Source organism: Coprothermobacter sp., from assembly GCA_013824685.1.
In the GTDB taxonomy this organism is placed as follows: Bacteria; Caldisericota; Caldisericia; order Cryosericales; family Cryosericaceae; genus Cryosericum.
This window is the reverse complement of sequence record PNOG01000013.1, coordinates 32,282-53,825: the sequence shown is the minus strand read 5'-3', so window position 1 is coordinate 53,825 and position 21,544 is coordinate 32,282. Positions and strand designations below refer to the sequence as shown.

The following is a 21,544-nucleotide window of genomic DNA, read 5'->3' as shown; positions in this document are numbered from 1 at the left end:
AGTATACCCTCATTCGTACTACGAACAAGAAATAGCACGGACCAAAAAAGACGGGAGGCGCCATCCGGCGCCTCCCATGGTCAACTCAGTTTCGATCGAAGCTAGTGGTTGTAGGGGCCGCTCTTGCTGCCCCTGTGATCGCGCGGATCACCGTGCCCACCACTGGGGCGGTGTACTGAACCGGGGCTTCCACCTGGTCTCGAAGCACCGAGACTCCCACCGCGTCTGTCGCCCTGAGGACGCCCATCTCCGCTTGAAGAACGACCAGAAGCACCGGGACGAGGTCCCCCGCGATGCTCGTTCGGACGAGGACCGCCAGTGCTCTCGGTGCCGTCTGGACGGACGAAACGCGGCAACTCGGTCTTCGCCTTGCCATCCCAGATGCTGTAAGAACCAGTAGCCGCCTTCTCATGGCTCACCGGCTTGATATCGGGAGCGTAGCGGCTGACAAACTTGCGACGCGGTTCCTCCGTGCCACGAGGCCCTCTGCGATCAGAAGGACCACTACGTGGCGAAGACTGGAATCTTCGATTATCACTCCCCGGACGCCCCGTTCCCCGACTTGTCCCTGGTGTGCCGTCGAGCCTCGGTCCCTCCGTCCTGGGACGGTCAGCATATGGCCTGTCGGTACGCGGGCGGTCTGAATATGGTCTGTCTGTATGTGGACGGTCCGACGCAGAACGCTCTGTGCGCGGTTTGTCCGAATACGGCCTGTCGGTACGCGGGCGATCTGAATGCTCACCCTGGAGACGCGGGCGGGCGGCATGCGGCCGGTCGTCTCTGGACCCTGCACTCTTCGAGGAGCTTCTCTGACCAGCGGTACCGTGGTGTTCGCCGTGCCACACGTGCCCTTCCTGCCCACGACTGTCCGACCGCTCGTGGCGGTCCGGTCGTTCCTGATCGGCCGCGGCCATAGGCATCGAAGGCGTCCTGCGCACTTCATGGCTCTCTTCTTCTGTCCTGCGGCGCCAGTGAGCGTCGTCTTCTCCCTCAGGCGCTATGTCGAACATCCCGAAGCCATGAGAGTTCTTGCCTCCCAGGCCGGATTCGTACAGGAACGACAACAGCTTGGCATCTCCAGTCAACTGGAAACGACCTGTATAGCCATGCACGGGCGTGTCCTTGAACGAGATGACGGCCAGATGCGGCGTATGGTCGAGACAACTGATACTGAAACCATCGCTGGGTGCCTTCTCCTGCGTCCAGGCGTAGTACTTGCGCACGGCATTGTCCAGAACAATCTTGGAGAATAGTGGGTCGTCGGGCGCAAAGTAGTGTGCAGAGTTGCTGTCCTTGCTCTCACTCTGGTACACGGTGATGGGACTGATCGTACGAATGCGCCACGTCACCAGCCCGTGGGTGGGGATGGTAACGGGATAGGCGGCACTGACACGCACCGATTGCACGAGGTTCCGCTCCAGGTGAAGGTCATGGGCCTGCTCCAGCCGAGGCGTAAGCGCCTGGATGAACTCGGGGCTGGGCGACGACAGGTAGAACCAGACTGGTGACGACATCACCAGCTGATAGTGAACGTGTCCGTCTGCTTCAGCTTCTTCCCGCGGGGCAACGTCGATACGCTCCACCGACTTCGCATAGAGCTGCGAGAAGGTGAAGAGCTTGAAATGGGCTTCTTCCGTGCCCGTCGCGATGCCAGACCACTTGATGTCTTCGGGGATGCACGCATTGACAAGCCCCTGCACATAGGGGTTGTACCCCTGAGGTAAAATGAACTTGCCGAGAGCGCTCTGTACTTCGATCCTGATACGCATAGATACCTCCACTCAATTCAGAGAACAGACAACCGGAAAGGTGAGCCACCATGGCCATGACGCGCCCCATCCACTGGGGTGCTCGTTCGAATGTCCTGCTGTAGATATATCATTATAGGAGTTGTCAGGCACGGTGCAACCACAACTTCAAGACGAACAGGCACAACCTGCCTGCAGACGCTTGATGACATGTCTGGACCACATATACTCAGCTCATGAGTCTGCACACACGGATCCAGAAATCATTCAACGGTCACACTCCGCGTCTTCAGGCATTGGAGCTCCTGAAGTACATTGGCCCCGGCTTTCTCGTCACCGTGGGTTTCATTGACCCCGGCAACTGGGCATCGAATGTTGCTGCAGGCTCGCTCTATGGCTACCGCCTCCTGTGGATGGTGACACTGTCGACCCTGATGCTCATCCTCCTGCAGCACAATGCCGCTCACCTGGGCATCGTCACGGGCCTGTGCATCTCCGAGGCGGCCACGAAGTACATGCGTCCCCGGTTCGCCCGCCTTGTACTGAGCTCGGCCGTTGCCGCCTCCGTCTCCACGGCCCTTGCGGAGATCATGGGTGCCGCCATCGGCCTCAACCTGCTGTTCAAGCTGCCGCTGCGTATCGGCGCCATTCTCGTGTCGGCCGCCGTCATCTGGCTCCTTCTCAGCAACGGCTACCGGCGCATCGAGAAGCTCATCATCGCATTCGTGTCGCTCATAGGGCTTTCTTTCCTGTATGAGTTGTCGCTCGTACGTATCCCGTGGGCAGAGGTTGCGACCGGATGGGTTACCCCCGCCATACCCCTGGGCTCCATTCCTGTCATCATGAGTGTCCTCGGCGCGGTCGTCATGCCGCATAACCTCTTCCTGCACAGCGAAATCATCCAGAGCCGCCAGCTGAACCAGAAGGGTAGAGACGTCGTAGAAAAGCAGCTCCGGTTCGAGTTCGTGGACACCTTGAACTCCATGGTCATCGGCTGGGCCATCAACAGCTCCATGATCATCCTTGCTGCAGCCACGTTCTTCGTCAGCGGAACCGTCGTTACAGAACTCGGACAGGCTCAGGCCATGTTGCGGCCGATGCTGGGCCGGGCAGCGGCCATCGTCTTTGGTGGAGCACTGCTCATGGCCGGCCTCTCATCGTCGGTCACCGCGGGCATGGCAGGCGGCAGTATCGTCGCCGGCATGTCCGGCGAACCTTATGATCCGTCGGACAACCACACGCGCCTGGGCATCATGATGACACTGCTTGGGGCTCTACTGATCGTGCTGGTGATCACCAACCCTTTCAAGGGCCTCATCTTAAGCCAGATAGCGCTCTCCATTCAGCTACCATGGACGATCGTCCTGCAGATCCTGCTCACCTCCAACCCGCGCGTGATGGGAAGGTACGTGAACTCCATACTCGACCGCGTGCTCCTCTGGACGACGACCGTCATCGTCAGCGGTCTCAACGTCCTGCTCCTGGTCGATACGCTTCGCCATCTCCTTCGTTAGCGGCAGAACAGGCGGATCACACTCTTGCGCTCTTGACAAGACGCCCCGGCTCGAGTCTAATGAGATTGGCAGAAAGGAACGGTTTCCCTTGTCTGGCCATCCTGTGTCGGACCACGCGGGAAGAAAGGAGTCATCCTGTGACAACCTCAAAACCAGATGCACGCTGGAGAAGGCAGATCGTCGTCGTTCTCGCCATCATCGTGGCGACAGCCTCCTCGCTCGTTCTCTCTCCTGCCCCACGCGTGAGCGCTGCGACGTACAACCCTCTCAAAGCCATCCAGTATGCCGACCAATGGTGGAACAAGCGCAATCCCAAGTTCCAGAGCTATGGCTTCAATGATTGTGCCAACTACGTTTCCCAGTGCCTTATCGCAGGTGGCCTCAGCCTCCGCGCAAGCCCTTTGGTCGACAAGAGCGGAAGTCTCGCGCAGTGTACGAGCCTGGACGCCTTCCTGACGAACACCCTCAAGGCCACCATCTGGAAGACGTCCTCGAGTTCACTGGCGCCGACCGGCCTGCAGCCCGGTGATGTCGCCATTTTTGGCAATTGGCTTGGCCTGCATCATGCCGTGTTCGTTTCGGCCAAGCAGTCCAATGGCCAACCCCTCTTCAACGCCCACACGTACGACCGGAAAAGGACAACCATCGGCTGGCTGCTCGGTGGCTGGACGTACGTCAAGTACTACCACATCGTCAAGTCACCGATCACCGTCGCAGCCGCTCCCAAGCCTGCAACGCCGGCAACGTCGGCCGTTGTGACCCAGCCAGCTGTGACGACGAGAAGTTCGGTCCCTGCCGCGATCCTCAACCACCAACCCGAACCAGTCGAACTCGAGCGTCTCGTCACCACGCTTGCTCCGTCATCGGTGACGTCGGCGTCGGCAGTGCTGAACGGCATCATCAAGCCTGATGGTCAGCCAGCCCTCTGGTTCTTCGAATATGGTGTTTCCGAGACCTACGAGTACGCCACAGAAAAGCAGGGGCCACTCCTTGGAAACATGACGTACAATGTCGACCTTGCAGTCATGGAGCTCAAACCAGGCACACTGTATCATACGCGTCTGGTGCGGGTCGCGCCAGACGGCAGCCTCACGACAGGATTGGACACCACATTCCGCACGCCAGAGGCTCCGCGCGCAGCCACACACCAGGACTGACGGCGAGTCGCGAGCGGCGATCCACTGCTGTTCACGATTCTACGTTGCATTTCCCGCCTCCGAAGTACACTGACAGTCGACGCCTCTGCCCAGATTGCAGTCAGGGGGAGCCGCGCACGGAGGAACGTCGGTCATGACAGGTGATATGATCAGTGATCGCAATGACATCGAGTTGCCGGCTTCTAGTGTTGCACGTTCCGGGTCAGGTTTATGAGTACACTCAGAGGAATCCCTGCGTCAGCAGGTATTGCCATCGGCCGAGTGTACATCTATCGCCCGGACGACGTCATCTCGGGGATGTCCAAGGCCGATCTGCGGGCACTGCCCTACCCCGCCATTGTCGTCGCTCGCGACCTGACACCCGCGGACACAGCCTCGATCGACCGCAGGAACGTTCTTGCCTTCGTCACGGAGCAGGGCAGTACGACGAACCACACTGCTATCCTGGCTCAGACGCTGGGAATACCTGCTGTCGTCGGCCTGGGCACGGCGCTTGCGAGCATCGACGAACAGACACGCCTCGGCGTCGACGGGGCCGCTGGAACAGTTGTTCTGGACCCCACTCCCGAGGAACGTGCTATCCTCGAAGAGCATGCCCACGCCCTAGCAGCCGAACAGGATCATCTTTCGCAGTACAAGGACAGGGAAGCCATCCTCGGGAGTGGTAAGCGCATTGAAGTCTCTGCCAACATCGGTGGCCCCGGTGACGTCGCCACAGCCCTGCAGTTCGGCGCGAACGGGGTCGGCCTGTATCGCACGGAGTTCCTGTTCCTCGACCGCGACAGCCCTCCCACCGAGGAAGAGCAGGTCGAAGCATACCGTTCCGTTCTCACCGCCTTTGGCAGCAAACCCGTCATCATCCGGACTCTCGATATCGGAGGAGACAAGCGGATCCCGTACCTGCACCTGCCCCCGGAGACCAACCCGTACCTCGGCGTACGCGCGACTCGCCTTGGCCTGCGCAGACCAACGCTGTTCAAGACCCAGCTGCGCGCCATTCTGCGGGCCAGCACGGCCGGCACGGCGCGGATCATGTACCCAATGATTGCCGTCGCCGAGGAGATCGGACAAGCCAACCTTCTTCTCCAGAGCGTGCGTGACGAATTGGACGCAGAAGGGGCCGCGTACGACCACGACCTGCAGGTCGGCATCATGATAGAAATCCCGTCTGCGGCACTGGATGCCGAGCGTCTTGCCGATAGAGTCGACTTCTTCTCCATCGGCACCAACGACCTGACACAGTATACATTTGCCGCCGACCGAACGAACCGCGACCTCAACTACCTATATCAGCCGCTGCACCCAGCCGTGCTATCACTCATCCACATGACCATCGAGGCAGCCCACACCCATGCCAAGTGGGTGGGCGTCTGTGGTGAACTGGCGGGAGATCCGAGGGCCATCCCCGTTCTCATCGCCATGGGCATCGACGAACTGTCCATGTCGTCCGCCAAGATCCCACGCGCCAAACAAATTATCCTATCCCTCTAGCTGCTTCTTGTTCTCATGGAACAACAACCGGCCCCGTCTTGGCATGGGGCCGGTTCTGCACCTTCCGCAAGACGATGGGGACAGACCTCAATTCTGTTACACGCGAGCCACGAAGAAGACACGAGGTTCGGACTCCGGGTCGGCAAGAGGTACGGTCAGGTCTGCGGCACGCGCCTGATAGACCGCACTGAACCCGACCTCCAGCAGAGCTGTGGTCACCTCTCGCACCGACCACGCGCTTTCCACGAATGTCTCGTCGAAGCGAAGCCAGCTTCCCGACTCCTGCCGAACGAATCCGGAGATCTTGATGCGCCCCTGACGCTTGTCTTCGTCGTACATGCCGCGGTTGATAACCATCGCGTCCAGGGCATCCTCCACAGTCACATTGTTCCAGCGTCGCAGTCCCATCATCGTATTGAGGTCAAACGCAAACAGGCCTCCCGGCAGCAGGCATTGGTGCACACAGGCAAAACAGGACAGCAAGGCGTCGATGCCCGACAGATGGTTGAGGGCGTCGAATGTCGACACGGCGAGCCCAAACCGCGAGGACAGCGAGAAATCTGCCGCGTCACCCTGGACAAAGGACACCTCGCCAGAAGAGACGAACGAAGCGCAATTGATGCGCGCATGGGCCAGCATCGGTTCCGAATTGTCCAGACCCGTCACGACATACCCTGCCTGCAGGAACTGGAGCGCCAACTGGCCAGTGCCACAGCAGACGTCGAGCAGCGACCGCTCGCCCTTCGGACAGACCTGCTCGTACAGGGTCCGCAATCTCGGCCCGACCAGCGTCACAAACCCGGTCCATCGTTGATTGTATGCCTGTGCAAATGGTGCCGTATAGGACGATTCCATGCGAACCTCCCACCAGTGCGCTTCCAGCCAATCTAGCACCAGCACGCCCCGGGGTCAACACCGATGACACTGACAGGCGAGCCCGTCTCTGGCGAGAAGGGATCGGTCAGAAATGACGAGAGCGCCCCTCCGTGTGGAGGGGCGCTGCAACACCAATATGACCTGTCCCCAGTGTTACAGCAATGTCACAGGGCTAGGCGATGACACTCCACTGCGACGGCCTGACCTCGTCGCCGAAGGTCTCCTGCGCTTCCAGCAGACGCGCACGCTGAGCCTCGAGCTCGGTGAACAGGACCTCGGGGGTGTCGTGCGTGTTGTTCTTCCAGCTCTCGATGACGCGATCGATCTTGCTCAGGTTCTCGGGGATGCGGAGCGAGAACTCGGCCTCGTACTCCTCGTGCGTGTACTCGCGACCGATAATGTCCCCAAACAGCGGGACAAGGTCCCGGTACTCCGGGATCCAGCCTGTCGCAGTCTTGACGGCCTTGACGTCACCGTTGCAGCGCAACTCCATCCACTTGTACCAGACCTTCTTGTCGTTCTTCCCGTTGAGGAATTTGCCATCGCGGCTCTTGAGGAAGTAGTTGACGCCGAAGATCTTCGGCAGCCGCCTGGCCCCCCTGGCGAAATCGACGTTGATCTGGAGGTACTTGCCGAGCGGGACCGACAGGAAGTCCAGGTTGGACATCGGGTTGTGCTGGCGTATACCGGCCTTGCCGATGGTTGCAGCGGTCGTCTCGGACTCGATGGAAGCCCCAAAGGCGACGATGCCGTTGGCCCAGTCGATGGACTCCTGTACGGGAACCCACGTGTCCGAATCGCGACCGCCGTAGACATATGCGCTGACCTCGATGCCGTCAGGATGGTCGGCGTTCTTGTCCAGGTTCTCGAGCATCTCCAGGCCCAACGTGAAGCGGGCATTTGCATGAGAAGCGGGCACGGGCTTGCCATCGTTGTCGACCTTGCCCGGGGTCCACTCGCCCCTATAGTTGACGCCGTGCTCCGGGACCGCCGCGTCCTTGCCTTCCCAGTAGACGCCACCGTCATCCGTCCTGAGGACGTTGCTGAAGATGACCTGATGACCGGGTGCATGCAGTGCCTTCCACTGGATAGGGTCGTCCTTGCTGTTGACGCCCAGGATGATGCCAAACATGCCGTGCTCGCAGTTGACTGCTCGCACGATGCCATCGATCTTGCGGAGATAGGCGATGTCGTCGCCAACGATGCTCTCGCCGTCCAGCATGGCGGTCGACGTCTTGCCACACATTGAAGGGAACGCGCCCGTGAAGTAGGTGACACGATCATGAGGCCCGTGGATGCCCATGACCAGCATATGCTCGCACAACCAGCCTTCCTGCGACCCACGGTGGATGGCGAGGCGCATGGCCATCTTCTTCATGCCCAGCGTGTTGCCGGCGTACTGCGTGTTGGCACTGTAGACCATGTCGTCCTTGAGATCGATGTAGATACGGCGCTTGTCGATATTCTTCGTCGTCTTGCTCTCGGTCAGCTCGCCCTCAGCATGCACAAACTTGAAAAGGTGCGCCTGTTCACCCTGACGGACAAACTCCTCATAGCCTGGCCGATACAGCAGTTTCTCCGAATGTGCGACGTAGGGGCTGTCGGTAAGCTGAACTGCGGGGATAGCGAACTCGGAACCGTTGGGCCCCAGCGTAGCGAAGACGATCAGCATCTGACGTCCACGCATGATACCATCCAGGACCTCGCCGATGTCCCTGAGACCCTCGGTGCGGTCACGCGTCGAGATCCTGGGACCCATCTCTTCTCCAGGATCCACCAGGATGTTCGTGTGCTCCTTGTCGCGGCCCTGGTCGAGAGGCGAATCGAAGTGGATCGTATGGCCGTTTATAGCCAGATGTTGCTCCTCACCATCGTGGATCGCTTTCTCGCTGATGTAGGAAAGATCCTGGGTCGAGTCATCACAGACGAAGACGCTTGCTGGATCGAGCACCTTGATGAAGTGGGCAATGAAATCGTACAACTTCCCATTTGAGATCCTGCTGAGCTTGGCGTACTGCTCCCCGCCAAGCCGTTCCTCCAGGAACTTTGCGACGTTTTCGATCATGCACACACCTCCATCGATACTGGCCCTCCGGCCATGATTATTACTTGGACATTCTACTCCATTGTTCGCGAACGAACAGGCGGCGAGAACGGGTGAAAGCCCTGCGACGACGTCACATCCAGTGTTTGCGCCTGTAGTACCTGAAGAGGATGATGACCACGACGGCCATGACCACCCATACAAACAGGTAGCCATAGCGCCACTCGATCTCGGGGAAGTAGCGGAAGTTCATGCCGTACAGGCCTACGATGAACGTCAGGGGCACAAAGATGGTCGAGATGATCGTCAACGTTTTCATGATATCGTTCATCCTGTTGCTGAGCGATGAAAGGTATGCATCAAGCATGTTCGAGGCCAGGTCACGGTAGGTCTCCAGCATGTCCATCAGCTGGACCGCGTGGTCGTAGGCGTCCCGGAGGTATAGCTTGGTCTCGTCCTTGATCAATCCCGACAGGTCCTGCTGCAATCCAAGGACGACCTCACGCTCCGGCCACACCGTCTTACGCAGCATGAGGAGTTCCCTCTTCAGACTGAAGATAACACTTAGCGTCTCCGGCGTCGGATTGTCGATGACCGACTGCTCAAGGTCCTCAAGCTGGTCCCCCAGCTGCTCGAGGACAGGGAAGACCTCATCCAGAGCGACGTCGATGAGCGAGTAGAGCAGGTAATCGGCACCTGCGGACCGCAGCCGGCCCGCCCCTCCGCGAATGGCTGTACGCACGGCCTCCCATGGGTCGATCGGGTCCTCCTGGAACGTGATCAGCGTGGACCCCACGAGAAACGCTGAGACCTGCTCCATGGACACGCTGCCGCTGATGCGGGCAAGCCGAAACACCACGAACTTCTGGCCTTCATACGTCTCCACCTTCGGGCGCTCCCGCAGGTTCTGGATGTCTTCGAGTGCAAGAGGATGCAGGCCATACGTCCGCCCTAGCTCCTGCAGGACCGCCGGGTCACCGACACCGGTGACATCGATCCAGGTGGTCCCTGCCCGGCCAGCGTAGGCGGCGCAGATACGGGCTTCTCCGGACTCCTGCTCCTCGCAGTGGTCCTGGTCATACCACAGGACCCGGATATGGGTCGGTGGAATCACGGCATCTGCAGGCGGAACAGTCAGCGTTCCCGGCGGAGTGCCCGTCCTAGGCTTAGGCGTTCGCCCGGCCCGCGTGGACCGGTCCTTGCCGTGCGCATGGTCCTCTCGCATGTCAGCGCTTCAGGAGCGTATCATGGTAAGGAGCCACACGCAGGGCTCCAGCGCATCGACGGCATGGACGATGCCGGCCGGCATGACGATGGCGTCGCCCGCTGCCAGTGTGTGATGCACGCCGTCCAGGATAATGTCGACACTCCCCTGCAGTGCGCTCACCAACGCGTCGAATGGGGCCGTGTGTTCACTCAGCTTCTGCCCCTTGTCGAACGCGAACAGCGTGACGGTCCCTGTCGGCTGCTCGATCAGCGTCTTGCTGACAATCGCCCCTGGCTGAACCACAATCAGGTCGACCAGCCGTGCTGACTTGCCGTGAAGTTCGTCTGTCGCCATGATACACCTCCGCCTTGATTGTATCAGGATACCTGATGTTGGACCAGAGTCCACTGACGACACAGTAGTCCCGGGAACCGTGTCGGCACTCCGTACGTCCTAGGGGTGACGCGTCGGGGACACCGACCGGTTCAAGGAGATGAGATTATGAAGAGGAGCATGCTGGCTGTTATCGTGACTGTGGTGGCGGTTGCCGCCGTAGTCGTCACCCTTGTGCTGACCCGAGCCTCCGGAGGAGACCAGGTCACCGGGGATACGTTTGAGACGGCCGCCGGAAAGACGTTCACCATCGCACTGGATGCCAACGCCACCACTGGGTACAACTGGAGCCAGACCATCGGCGACAAGACGGTGGTCACGTTCGTCGGCAATACGTATGAAGCAGAGGCCCGCGACCCCCAGGTCGTTGGAGGGGGCGGCACGGACACCTTCACGTTCAAGGCCGTCGGCAAGGGAACGACCACCATCACGCTGGCCTACGCCCGTCTCTGGGAGAGCGTCCCTCCTGTCAAGACCAGGACCATCACGGTCACCGTCAAGTAGAACAATCACGAAACCTGAACCGCCCCGCAGCCTGCCACTGCGGGGCGTGGTCATACACCCTCCCGTGCAGTCTCCGACCACGCTCTTTCGAGACACCAGGCCTCGCATGGCCATGCTTTTCGGCGGCATCTGCATATACTGTCCACTATGAAAATGACAGATGCCGTGAAGCAGGTCCTGACCTTTGCGCTGATCGCCCTCGTCCTCGTCGTCATCATCCCGATGGTCAAGAAATCCCTCAAGCCCATCCCTGGAGTCCAGGCGCATGTCGGCGAAACCTTCACGGTCACGCTCGACAGCAGTGCCGATCCGGCATTCCGGTGGGATCTGCTGGCCACCGACAAAACGAAGGTACAGCTCCTGGATCAACCAGATGCCAAGGAGACCGTCGCAAGAACCGAGGTCTGGACCTTTCGCGCTGTCGCTCCCGGCAAGGTCACCCTGTACTTCGGCTACATCCGCATCGGTTATCCCAACTCCATTGCGGTCCGTACCCACTCAGTCCTGCTGACTGTCAACCCCTGAACGAACCCCCACCAAGCAGTTCTGGATGCTCCGATTGAACCTGTCCAATTCGACGCCCCGATCCGAGTAGAAGTACGCCCTCGCGCGGACGCCAGCAGCAGGAGAAGCCGAGCAGTGTGCTAAAGCGTTTGGCCCTCGCCTTGTTCGAGCATAGCCAACTCTGTTAGCTTCGCATGCAGATCTGCGATATGTTCATAGCTTTCAAACAGAACTCGATTGCACACATCGCCGAATGCCGTCAGAGCGACCTTGTCCGTGAATTCGCGCTTCCGCAAGGCGTCAGCTACAATGAAGAAGCGAGCTGCGAAGTCCTGCAACTGCACGAACTTTGACAGCGCATTCAGCATATCCGTCGAGTTCTCGACCTCAAAGAAAGCCTCGGGCATCTTCCTTTCGTTGAACCACACGACGTCCACAGTCTGAGCCTTTCTCAGCGTCTCGTCATACGTGAACTTGTACATCACCGGGACAGTTGCAACCGATGCCAAGGTTTGTTGCATGAACGGCTTGTTCTTGTCCTGTAATGGCACAAAAGTCTCCATGTGGCGCATAGCTCCAACTTGGACAATTAGCCCCTGATAGTATGCGTGAGTGTTCTCGTTCACCTTGGCAATAGGGGTCTTCCCTGACGGCAAGATGCTTTCGGGCAAACGGTCTCGACAGTCGTTCAGTGCCCACAAACCCGGACGGATTCTGAAGAAGAAACGCGGGTCCTGCACAATCCTGCGAACGGATGCGAAGGGTGTCTTTGTCTCCCAGGCGCACTCTGCTATGGTCGGTACAACTTGATAGAGTCGTCCGAGTGTCGCATATCCACCCTCGCGCTCCATCGCCTCGATAACGGCTTCGTACTGTTTCATTTCGGTCCTCTCCTATCTTCTTCGAGCAGTCTTCTCAGGCAACTCCGTCACGTCAAACAGGCTTTCTGTCTCCAGTTCAGCTGCTACGGTCGGACCTTCCTCGCCGAGGAGCCAGTTGTGTTCGGACAGGAAGGCTATGAGTTCGCCCTTGCGGCGCTCATACATATAGGGACGGAGGATGGGGTGCAGCTTCTGCACAGTGACGGGTGGGTCGAGGTAGTAGATGAAGTTGGCACCGGACCGGCCGTGCTCGAGCAGTTGCTCGGGGACCTCAGCGTCAAGGCATGAGACCCGCATCAGTGCGAGGTACCCTTCCTGCAAATCTTCGAAGTAGGCCAGTGGCGCCGAGGGGTTCCACAGCGAGAACCAACCCTCAGCACACAATCCCGCGAACACTGCATAATTGACGGGGATATGCACGTAGCTGTCCACTTCGGCCACATACGATAGCGCATACTCGGTCTGATTGGCTTGCTCCTGAGCTGTGGCGCCGAGCTGCGACAACTGAAATCGAGGGCGACCCTTGCGCGGGTCGAGGACAAACGGGCCACGGTGTCCGATGGGGCGTTTCTTGCAGACGAACAACTGCGGCTCGAGGCGTATGCCCATGCTCACGCCGCTCAGAGCGAACACGTTGACCCGTTCGTCGCGCCACGCCATTTCGATCTGCATGCGAGGTACCTCCGACTTCGACAGACCTGTACCAATCATGCTAGGCCTGCTGGATAAAACGTCAACACGTGCCTGCGGAACTTTGACGCCTCGGGCAACGTCCATGACATTGGAGTATCATCTCTTTTCCACGGTTGAAGCGGTCTCGGATGTGGTACAATGAACCATCCATTTGACAAGAGTCTGGGGGTTTTGCTGTATGAAAATCGCAATCAAGGTGCTGGTCGTTCTGCTGGCCGTGCTGATCGTCGCGGCCGGCGTTGCATGGTACATGATCGGGCACGGAGGCCAGCAAAGGGGAACAAATGTTCCCACGGTGGACATCGCACCCGCCCGGCAGCTCCTGAGCGACCTGAAGGCAAACAGCAGCCTCAAGTTCTCGATGGCTGTGCCGCGCAGCTTCGACTGGTATGTCGCCACGGGCGAGGGCAACCCAACGAGGCTGACTCTTTCGGGCGTCGTCATGATCGCCAAGTCGGCGACCTCGGACGAAGCTGTGAATATCGACACCTGGCTGCGCCGGCAAGGTTTTGCAGGTGACGTCGAGAACACCAGCTTTGGCGACACGACGGTCTGCGAGGGATATGTCAACAAGTCGCTTGTGGTCCTGGTTGTGACGCCGGTCTCGTCCGACGGCACAACGACGGAGGCGACCCAGCTTGTCGTCTATGCCGGTGTGTTGCCGGAGACCCCAGCGGCCAACTGACCTCAGGACATACGAAATGCACGAGGCGGGAGCAGTGATGCTCTCGCCCTTTTCATTGCGTATGTTCCCTGCCGGCTACTCTGGCATCACCACGACGATAGGCGTCATAGAATCGTCATTGCCCGCCGGGTTGTCCTCCAGCGACCGCCTGAGCCAGTCCTGGTCGACGCCTTCGGTCGACGCAACGATCTCCGCGCCGAAGACATCGTTGACGTCCACCACGCTGATACGTGCGCCTGTGCGCTCGAGGCGCCTGATGCTGGTCTTCACGTCCAGTGGTCCGGGGACGAGACAGGCGTCGTATGGCATGACCTTATCGCTGTCCACGGCCTTGGCCACCGGGCCGACGACCGCATAGAACCATCCCTTGCGGTGCAGCAGCTTTCCCAGTACCGTGGCGCCTGCCCCGAGAAGGACGCGGAACGTCCCTGCGAGTTCGATGTACGCCTGCACCTTCCAGGCTGCTTCCATCGGATAGCTGTACCAGTGAATGAACTTCCCGCCGCCGTGCCCTGTGCAGGGGCCGAGGAAACGCGCCAGGCGTGACGGCTTGAACGTGGGGGTCCACATCAGCGTTCCCTCGCACATGGTCATCACGCTGCTGGCAATCGTAACGACGCCCGTCGGGTGCTCCTGATGAACCCTGTCCACGATCGACGAGAGGTCGCTCACCTCGGTGAGCAGCCCGGTGTACACGTTGTGTCGGACGGCCGCCGTCCCCGAGGTCTTCACCTTGTACGAAGGAAGCCGGCCGAATCCGAGCCTCTCCCAGCACGCTGTCAGCATCGGGTCCCCGCGATAGAGATAGAAACCACGGTCGAGCATCTCCCTCGCCTTGTCCAGCTCGCCGCGCGATGCCAGGATGTCGACGTAGGCAACGATGTGCTGTTGGCGGAAGTTGTCGGTGTCCAGCTCCGCAAACCGCTCGAGCAGCACAGGATCGCTGGTGATGCGACACAGCCTTTTGAGGAGGAGACGCGCGGGATTGTCGAGTTCGCGGGCACTCTTCCAGTCCACCTTCGTGTACGCCTGACGCCACCATTGCACACCCTCATCCTCGCGGTGAAGAAAGAAGTAGAGCAGGTCACCCAGGATGACTTCTTCCCAGATGCCCATCGGGGGACTATAGAGCTGAACGGCTTTCTCGGGGTCGCGACGAAGGTACAGCGTTGCCAGCAGGCGCTTGGTGCGCTTCCATCCGGGATGAATGGCGCGTACGCGTGTCAGGAGGCCCAGTGCCTCCTCATCCCTGCCGGTCTGCATGAGACCGACCGCCCCCCACCAGGCGGCGTAGTCTGAACGTGGAGCAGCAGCAAACAACCGCATGGCGACGCGCTTGGCGCCAAGCCAGTCACATAGCGCGGCGATGGCGTAGATCATGGTCTCTTCCCGTCCGTTGTCGGCTATTGTGGCTTCTTCTCCGTAATGACGACTCCGATCATGTCGGGTCCCGACTGCCTTCCGACGACAGGTCCTAACTGGGTCAGCATGCTCGGCACGTTGTACCTGGACGTGAACTCACGCTGGAAGTCCTCCAGCTCGACCCGGTTGGCGCCGTAGTGGAACCCCACATACTCGACGCCCTTCTGCACATGCTTGTCGATGATTGCCCACAGATGTTCCAGCGCAACCTTCTTGGTGCGGGGACGGTCCACGACATCCGTGACCCCCTCGATGAAGCTGAGGATGGGCTTGATCTTCAGGACGCTGGCGGCGATGGCAGCAGCCTTTCCGATGCGCCCGCCTCTCTCGAGGTATTTGAGGGAGTCGAGCACGAAGTAGGTATGGGTCCGCAGAACCAGCGCCTCCACTTCTGCGATGACCTGCGACAGCGACACCCCTGCTTCGGCGAGCTCCACTGCTCGCATCGTCGGAAATCCGACACCAAGAGCAGCATTCAATGTGTCCACAAACTGGACGTGAGCCGTGTCCAGCTGGTTGCGCCCGGTGAGAGCGGAGTTGAGCGTACCCGACATGCGTGAACTGATGTGAAGCGAGATGATGTCTCCTTCGGGATCCTTGTCCAGAATGGCGCGATATGCGGAGGCGAATTCCTCAGGTGACGGCTGCGTGCTATCCGCCTTCGCGCCTGCCACGAGGCGGCGGTAGAACTCGTCGTTCGCAATGTCGATGCCGTCGCGGAAGTACTCACCGTCGAGTGAGACCTTGAGTGGAACGACGGTGACGCCGTGCTCTTCGGCATACCCTTGCGGCAGGCACGCCGTGCTGTCTGTTACGATGTGGATGGCCATTGTCGGCTCCTTTCTCCGCTTGTGCAGTCATCCCGCCGGCGGAGACAGCGGACCTGCTCACATGATCGTTAACGGGGGACTTCTTTCCCTGCATCTTACATTACACTACTTTGTCGACGATAACAACGCCCAACGTCTCGGGTCCCATATGACACCCGACGCCCGGCCCCAGCTGGCTGAGGACGGACGGAATCCCTGTGCGCCTCGTGAACTCAGTCTGCATTGCCTCGACCTCGGCCCTGTTGCTCACGTAGTGGAACCCAATGTGCTCGATGCCCCGTACGGCCGCCTGGTCGATGAGCGCCCAGATACGGTTTAGAGCGGCCCGCATGGTTCGCTGCCGGTCATACACATCGATTATACCGTCCTTGACCGTGAGGATGGGCTTGATCTGCAGGATACTGGCAGCGATGCCCGCCGCCTTCCCGATACGCCCGCTCTTGATGAGATACTTCATGGTACCGACGAGGAAGTAGATATGCGTGCGTGGCTGCATCCCGTCCAGCATTGTGATGATGGCGTCGATGCCGGCTCCTCCCACAACAAGCTTGATAGCCTCCATGACCATGAACCCGAGCCCGAGACCTGACGACCGCGAATCATAGAGATGGATACGCCTGGGATCGGTCTGCTCGGCTGCAATGTGCGCGCTGTTGAGCGTCCCGCTCACTCGGGATGACAGGTGAATGCTCAGCACCTGGCCGTCCGGGTTTGCGAGCAATCTGGTGTAGACATCGATGAAATCTTCGGGGCCGGGCTGTGTGGTGCCATACCTGGCTCCGGCTGCTTGTTTCGCGTAGAAGACATCAGGAGATATCTCCACAAACTCGCGGAAGAAGACGTCGTCGACCGAAACCTTGACCGGTACGACGGACAGGTCGTACTGTTCAGCAAAACCAATGGGAAGGTAGCTTGTGGAATCCGTTACGATATGGATGCTCACATTTGGCCCCCTTTTTCCGACCAGTTCTGTCAGGATTCGCCGCTGCGCCCCGGTCAGCCTTCATGTTCAGACTGCTTTGTCGACGATGACGACCGCTACGGTCTCGGGTCCCGTATGACACCCGACGACAGGACCGAGCTGGCTGAGGACGGACGGAATTCCCGTGCGCTTCGTGAACTCAGTTTGCATTGCCTCGACCTCGGCTCTGTTGCCCGCATAGTGAAACCCTATATGCTCGATACCACGTACGACCGCCTGGTCGATGATTGCCCACATGCGGTCTCGGGCTGTCCGCATAGTTCGCGGCCGTTCGAACACATCGACAATACCGTCCTTGACCGTGAGGATGGGCTTGATCTGCAGGATACTGGCTGCGACGCCTGCCGCCTTGCCGATGCGCCCGCCCTCGATCAGATACTTCATGGTACCGACCAGAAAGTACGTGTGAGTACGCAACTGCATCTTGTCCAGCATCTCTGTCACATCCTGGATACTTGCGCCGCCCTGTACCAGCTTGACTGCTTTCATGACCATCAGCCCAAACCCGGGGGCAATCGTCCGTACATCGTACAGATGAACGCGCCGAGGATCTGTTTGTTCGGCAGCAATGTAGGCACTGTTGAGCGTTCCGCTCATGGCAGATGAAAGGTGAATGCTCAGCACTTCGTCGTCCGGGTTTGCGAGCAACTTGGTGTAGACCCCGATGAAATCCTCTGGGGACGGCTGTGTTGTTCCACACTTCGCGCCGGCTTTCTGCTTCGCGTAGAACGTATCAGGAGATATCTCCACAAACTCACGGAAAAAAACACCGTCAACTGAGACCTTGAGCGGCACGACGGGAAGATTGTGCTGCTCAGCAAATCCGGTGGGAAGGGTGCTTGTGGAGTCCGTTACGATGTGAATAGCCATAGATTCCTCCTAGTCGAGAATCTCGGACGCCTTGACGATGCGCACGTCCTCCACAGGATGTGAACGCTCGCCCCACTGCGCCTGGGCGACGGGTGTCGCCGCGATAGCCGCCAGAACGTCCATGCCTTCAGTCACATGTCCGAACGCGGTGTAGTTGCCATCCAACTGGTCAGATGTGCTGGTCATGATAAAAAACTGCATGTCGGACTGATCGACGCGCGCTTGCTGAGCCGCCATGCTGATGACGCCGGGAACGTGCTTGACGTCGGAGCCCTCGAACTTGACGCTGCCGCCGCCCGTGCCGTTGCCCTGTGGGTCGCCACCCTGAACCATGAAGTCCTTGATGATGCGATGGAACTTGAGACCGTCATACGTGCCGGCGGTGACGGCCACCATGAACCGCTCGACAGTCTTGGGCGCCCGGGCGGCGTACAGTTCGAGTGTCATCGCACCTTTGGACGTTTCCATACGGACGAACTTGTTCTCTTCTTCCATGTGACGCTCCTAGTTGGCGACTTCGGTCGCCTGGATGATCATGATTCCGGTCAGAGGGGAGGACATTTCGTCGGGCATGTTGGGGTTCGGCCCGACAGGGACGCTGGCGATCTGGTCCACGACGTCCATTCCTTCGACAACGTGGCCAAACGCTGCGAACGTACCGTCCAGTCCGGTGTAGTCGCCGTGCATGATGAAGAACTGCATATCCGACTGCGTGACTCCCGCCTGCGACGATGCCATGGAGATGACGCCCCGGACGTGGCTGACGTCTGTCTTCTCAAAGGGGATCGCTCCGCCTCCCGTGCCGTTGCCATTGGGATCCCCGCCCTGGATCATGAATCCCTTGACGACCCGATGAAACGTCAGACCGTCGTACTTTCCTCCCGTGACGTTCTCGAGAAACTGGGTGACGGTCCTGGGCGCTTTGTCCCCGTAGAGTTCAAGCTTGATCGTACCCATGCTGGTCTCCAGCACAACGTATTTGTTCCCTGCCACCTGCGGGGCTTGAGCCTTCTTGAGGACGACGAACACAAGCAACAGCGACAGGATTACTGTCGCTGCCACTGTAATGACCACCGTGCGCGTGCTCGGCGGAATGGGCTTGTGGCCCGGATACTTCTTCTGCAGTTCCTGCGTCCGACTCACCTTCGGTGCAACTTTCTTCTTATTGGTGCTCATCGGTGGTTTCACTCCTGACAGTCTCGAAGTTGATTCGGCGAACAGACGAAGCAGTTGTCGATGCGCGTGTTCGCGCGCCGTCTGACGCAAAGGGGCCTGCCGAAGCAGGCCCCATTACTGGTTCTCTGACGCTAGTAGTCCTCTGACTTGACTTGATAGAAGCTCTGCGCATGTTGGCACGCGGGGCACTTGGTCGGCGCCTCGGTTCCCTCATAGACGTACCCACACTCACGACAGACCCAGACGATCTTGTGATCCTTCTTGAAGACGGAGTGGGCCTTGACTTCCTTCAGCAACTTGCCGTAGCGCTCTTCATGATGGGCTTCAGCTACCGCAATGGCACGCAGGCGCAAGGCGATTGCATTGTAGCCTTCCTGATCGGCAACGTCGGCAAAGCCCGGGTACATCGTCGTCGTCTCATAGTGTTCACCGTCGATGGCCGCCTGCAAGTTCTCGGCCGTTGTCCCCAGCACCAGCGGGACTTCCGCACTTGCAAGCGTCAGTTCCCCGCCGTTCTCCTGCTTGATGTCCTGGAGAAAATGGAACAGGATGGTGGCATGCTCCCGTTCCTGTTCGGCGGTCTCAGCGAAGATCCCTGCTATCTGCTCAAACCCTTCGGTCCGGGCCACCTTGTTGTACATGGTGTACCGGTTGCGGGCCATGGATTCACCGACAAAAGCTGCACCTAGATTGAGAAATGTCTGTTTCAACGCTCACCTCCATGCGCGAGTTGTGCTGCTACACTTCATTGTATCCAATGACCACGGACGGCACAAAGGGGAATATTCACAGTACCGGTCGGGTTTCACAGATTAGCGAAGGCCGGTGATGACACCGTCTCCGGTCACGTCGATATTCACCATTGCAGGAACCTTGGAGAGTGCCGGCATGGTCTGCATCGTTCCACCCAATGGGTACAGGAAACGCGCACCGGTCGCGGCGCGAATGTCGCGAATCGGGAACAGGTATCCAGATGGTGCACCCTTGACGTCGGGGTCATGACTGATCGATAAATGTGTCTTCGCCATGCAGATGGGCCACTTGTCATAGCCGGCCGCAGTGAACTCCTTGATGCGCTCGACCGCCACAGGTGTCAGTTCGATGTCACCGGCACGGTAGATCGTACGGACCAGTTTGCGCATCTTGTCCTCGATGGTATCGGTCAACTCGTATGGGTAGTGGATGGCTCCCACGTGAGATGTCGATGCCACTTCCTGGACGGCGCGTGCCAGTTCCAGGCCACCCTCGCTGCCATCCACAAAGAACGTGTGCGGAACGGCGGCCAGCGCACCGAACTGCAGAGCTTTGGCCTGAACCATCGCTACCTCTTCAGCGGTGTCGTCCGGGAATCGGTTGATGGCGACAACAACTGGCAGACCATACGAACGAATGTTCTCGATATGCACCCGGAGGTTCTCGCAGCCCAGCTCAAGTGCCGGCATATTGACAGCTGAAACAAGAGCGGGATCAAGCTTCTTGCCTGGCCTGACACTAAACGCCCCGCCGTGCATCTTCAGCGCGCGGACTGTGGCAACGATGACCACACAGTCAGGCCCCTTCATGCCGGCCTGTCGAAGTTTGATGTCCATGAGCTTCTCGAAACCCATGTCGGCACCAAACCCGCTCTCTGTCACGACATAGTCACCAAGTTTCAGTGCAATACGGTCGGACAGCACCGAGTTGTTGCCAAAGGCAATGTTGGCGAATGGTCCGATGTGAACAAAGGACGGCGTGCCTTCTTCGGTCTGAACCAAGTTGGGATAGATGGCATCCTTGAGGACAGCGGCCAGGCCCCCGGTTGCGCGCAGGTCCGCGACCGTCACAGAGGCCCCATTACGGCTCCGCGCAACGACAATCTCCGACAGACGCTCGTGCAGATCTTCGAATCCCGTCGTCAGACCCATGATGGCCATGATGGGCGAGGCGGCGGCAATGTCGAAGCCGGTCTCGTACGACGTCTCTGTCTTGACGCCGTCTTTCTTCTCTGTGAGCTGAATCGTGAGCTTGCGCATCGACCGGTCTTCTACGTCCATGGTCCGGCGCCAACTGATGCTCTGTGGATCGATGTCCAGTTCGTTTCCCTGGGAGATATGGTTGTCCACGACTGCAGCCAGCAGGTTGGTTGCTGTCTCTACTGCATGAATGTCGCCCGTGAAGTGCAGGTTGATCTGCTCCATCGGAAAGAGAGAAGACTTGCCACCACCCGTTCCACCGCCCTTGATACCAAAGACTGGACCCATGGACGGTTCGCGCAGTGTGTTGACCGTCTTGAATCCCTGTTTGTTCAGTGCCATGCCCAATCCAATGGTCGTGACCGTCTTGCCTTCACCAAACGGTGTCGGCGTGACAGCTGTCACATCGATGTACTTGCCATCCGGTCTATCCTGCAAACGCTGAAGGATATGGTAGTCGATCTTGCCCATGTACTTGCCAAAGAAATCGACCTCCTCGTCACGAATACCGAGCGACCGTGCAAGATCGCCGATGTTGTACTTGTTGGATGCTTTTTCGAACATAGGTCACACTCCCCCTTTCACGTGGTAGTTCTTATTATTGTACCCTCAATC

21 protein-coding genes are annotated in these 21,544 nt (G+C 59.1%); 6 read left to right on the top strand and 15 right to left on the bottom strand.

What is annotated here, in order from left to right:
- Positions 1 to 101: 101 nt before the first annotated feature.
- Positions 102 to 1,769, bottom strand: a complete 1,668-nt coding sequence (cas6, locus tag C0398_04965; GenBank protein MBA4365342.1) for a CRISPR-associated endoribonuclease Cas6 — start codon at positions 1,767 to 1,769, stop codon at positions 102 to 104.
- A gap of 215 nt (positions 1,770 to 1,984) precedes the next feature.
- Between cas6 and C0398_04960 the strand changes: the two genes are divergently transcribed.
- The 3 genes from C0398_04960 to ptsP all read left to right on the top strand — a co-directional run bounded on the left by C0398_04960 (position 1,985) and on the right by ptsP (position 5,910).
- Entirely contained in the window at positions 1,985 to 3,262 is a 1,278-nt protein-coding gene (locus C0398_04960) for an Mg2+/Co2+ transporter (protein ID MBA4365341.1), read from the top strand.
- A gap of 59 nt (positions 3,263 to 3,321) precedes the next feature.
- Positions 3,322 to 4,419 (top strand): hypothetical protein, encoded by a 1,098-nt coding sequence (locus tag C0398_04955; GenBank protein ID MBA4365340.1) that lies wholly within the window; start codon positions 3,322 to 3,324, stop codon positions 4,417 to 4,419.
- 210 nt (positions 4,420 to 4,629) lie between these two features.
- A complete protein-coding gene (gene ptsP / locus C0398_04950) occupies positions 4,630 to 5,910 on the top strand; it encodes a phosphoenolpyruvate--protein phosphotransferase (protein MBA4365339.1) in 1,281 nt (426 codons plus the stop codon).
- Between the two features lie 96 nt (positions 5,911 to 6,006).
- Here the strand turns inward: ptsP and C0398_04945 are convergent, their stop codons facing one another.
- The 4 genes from C0398_04945 to C0398_04930 all read right to left on the bottom strand — a co-directional run bounded on the left by C0398_04945 (position 6,007) and on the right by C0398_04930 (position 10,391).
- On the bottom strand, positions 6,007 to 6,765 hold the full coding sequence (locus tag C0398_04945) for a class I SAM-dependent methyltransferase (protein MBA4365338.1): 759 nt from the start codon (positions 6,763 to 6,765) through the stop codon (positions 6,007 to 6,009).
- A gap of 193 nt (positions 6,766 to 6,958) precedes the next feature.
- Positions 6,959 to 8,851, bottom strand: coding sequence for a phosphoenolpyruvate carboxykinase (GTP) (locus C0398_04940; GenBank protein MBA4365337.1), 1,893 nt, complete (start codon positions 8,849 to 8,851; stop codon positions 6,959 to 6,961).
- Between the two features lie 112 nt (positions 8,852 to 8,963).
- Entirely contained in the window at positions 8,964 to 10,055 is a 1,092-nt protein-coding gene (gene corA, locus C0398_04935) for a magnesium and cobalt transport protein CorA (GenBank protein MBA4365336.1), read from the bottom strand.
- A 9-nt stretch (positions 10,056 to 10,064) separates the two neighbouring features.
- Entirely contained in the window at positions 10,065 to 10,391 is a 327-nt protein-coding gene (locus C0398_04930; protein MBA4365335.1) for a cupin domain-containing protein, read from the bottom strand.
- A 147-nt stretch (positions 10,392 to 10,538) separates the two neighbouring features.
- On the opposite strand from C0398_04930, the gene C0398_04925 reads away from it, so the two are divergent.
- Together C0398_04925 and C0398_04920 are read left to right on the top strand one after the other, a co-directional pair.
- Positions 10,539 to 10,934, top strand: coding sequence for a hypothetical protein (locus C0398_04925; protein ID MBA4365334.1), 396 nt, complete (start codon positions 10,539 to 10,541; stop codon positions 10,932 to 10,934).
- Between the two features lie 147 nt (positions 10,935 to 11,081).
- Positions 11,082 to 11,459, top strand: a complete 378-nt coding sequence (locus C0398_04920) for a hypothetical protein (protein ID MBA4365333.1) — start codon at positions 11,082 to 11,084, stop codon at positions 11,457 to 11,459.
- A gap of 119 nt (positions 11,460 to 11,578) precedes the next feature.
- Here the strand turns inward: C0398_04920 and C0398_04915 are convergent, their stop codons facing one another.
- Positions 11,579 to 12,289, bottom strand: a complete 711-nt coding sequence (locus C0398_04915) for a hypothetical protein (GenBank protein MBA4365332.1) — start codon at positions 12,287 to 12,289, stop codon at positions 11,579 to 11,581.
- 42 nt (positions 12,290 to 12,331) lie between these two features.
- On the bottom strand, positions 12,332 to 13,030 hold the full coding sequence (locus C0398_04910) for a hypothetical protein (GenBank protein ID MBA4365331.1): 699 nt from the start codon (positions 13,028 to 13,030) through the stop codon (positions 12,332 to 12,334).
- A gap of 160 nt (positions 13,031 to 13,190) precedes the next feature.
- Between C0398_04910 and C0398_04905 the strand changes: the two genes are divergently transcribed.
- On the top strand, positions 13,191 to 13,697 hold the full coding sequence (locus C0398_04905; protein MBA4365330.1) for a hypothetical protein: 507 nt from the start codon (positions 13,191 to 13,193) through the stop codon (positions 13,695 to 13,697).
- 75 nt (positions 13,698 to 13,772) lie between these two features.
- Here the strand turns inward: C0398_04905 and C0398_04900 are convergent, their stop codons facing one another.
- The 8 genes from C0398_04900 to C0398_04865 all read right to left on the bottom strand — a co-directional run bounded on the left by C0398_04900 (position 13,773) and on the right by C0398_04865 (position 21,493).
- A complete protein-coding gene (locus C0398_04900; GenBank protein MBA4365329.1) occupies positions 13,773 to 15,017 on the bottom strand; it encodes a hypothetical protein in 1,245 nt (414 codons plus the stop codon).
- A gap of 83 nt (positions 15,018 to 15,100) precedes the next feature.
- Entirely contained in the window at positions 15,101 to 15,949 is an 849-nt protein-coding gene (locus C0398_04895) for a hypothetical protein (GenBank protein ID MBA4365328.1), read from the bottom strand.
- 100 nt (positions 15,950 to 16,049) lie between these two features.
- Positions 16,050 to 16,949, bottom strand: coding sequence for a hypothetical protein (locus C0398_04890; protein MBA4365327.1), 900 nt, complete (start codon positions 16,947 to 16,949; stop codon positions 16,050 to 16,052).
- 9 nt (positions 16,950 to 16,958) lie between these two features.
- Positions 16,959 to 17,801 (bottom strand): hypothetical protein, encoded by an 843-nt coding sequence (locus C0398_04885; protein ID MBA4365326.1) that lies wholly within the window; start codon positions 17,799 to 17,801, stop codon positions 16,959 to 16,961.
- Positions 17,802 to 17,810: 9 nt separating this feature from the next.
- A complete protein-coding gene (locus C0398_04880) occupies positions 17,811 to 18,296 on the bottom strand; it encodes a peptidylprolyl isomerase (GenBank protein ID MBA4365325.1) in 486 nt (161 codons plus the stop codon).
- A gap of 9 nt (positions 18,297 to 18,305) precedes the next feature.
- Entirely contained in the window at positions 18,306 to 18,977 is a 672-nt protein-coding gene (locus C0398_04875) for a peptidylprolyl isomerase (GenBank protein ID MBA4365324.1), read from the bottom strand.
- 131 nt (positions 18,978 to 19,108) lie between these two features.
- Entirely contained in the window at positions 19,109 to 19,687 is a 579-nt protein-coding gene (locus C0398_04870) for a rubrerythrin family protein (protein MBA4365323.1), read from the bottom strand.
- A 102-nt stretch (positions 19,688 to 19,789) separates the two neighbouring features.
- The gene (locus C0398_04865) at positions 19,790 to 21,493 is read right to left on the bottom strand and encodes a formate--tetrahydrofolate ligase (GenBank protein MBA4365322.1); all 1,704 of its coding nucleotides are present in this window, start codon (positions 21,491 to 21,493) and stop codon (positions 19,790 to 19,792) included.
- Between the last annotated feature and the right edge of the window lie 51 nt (positions 21,494 to 21,544).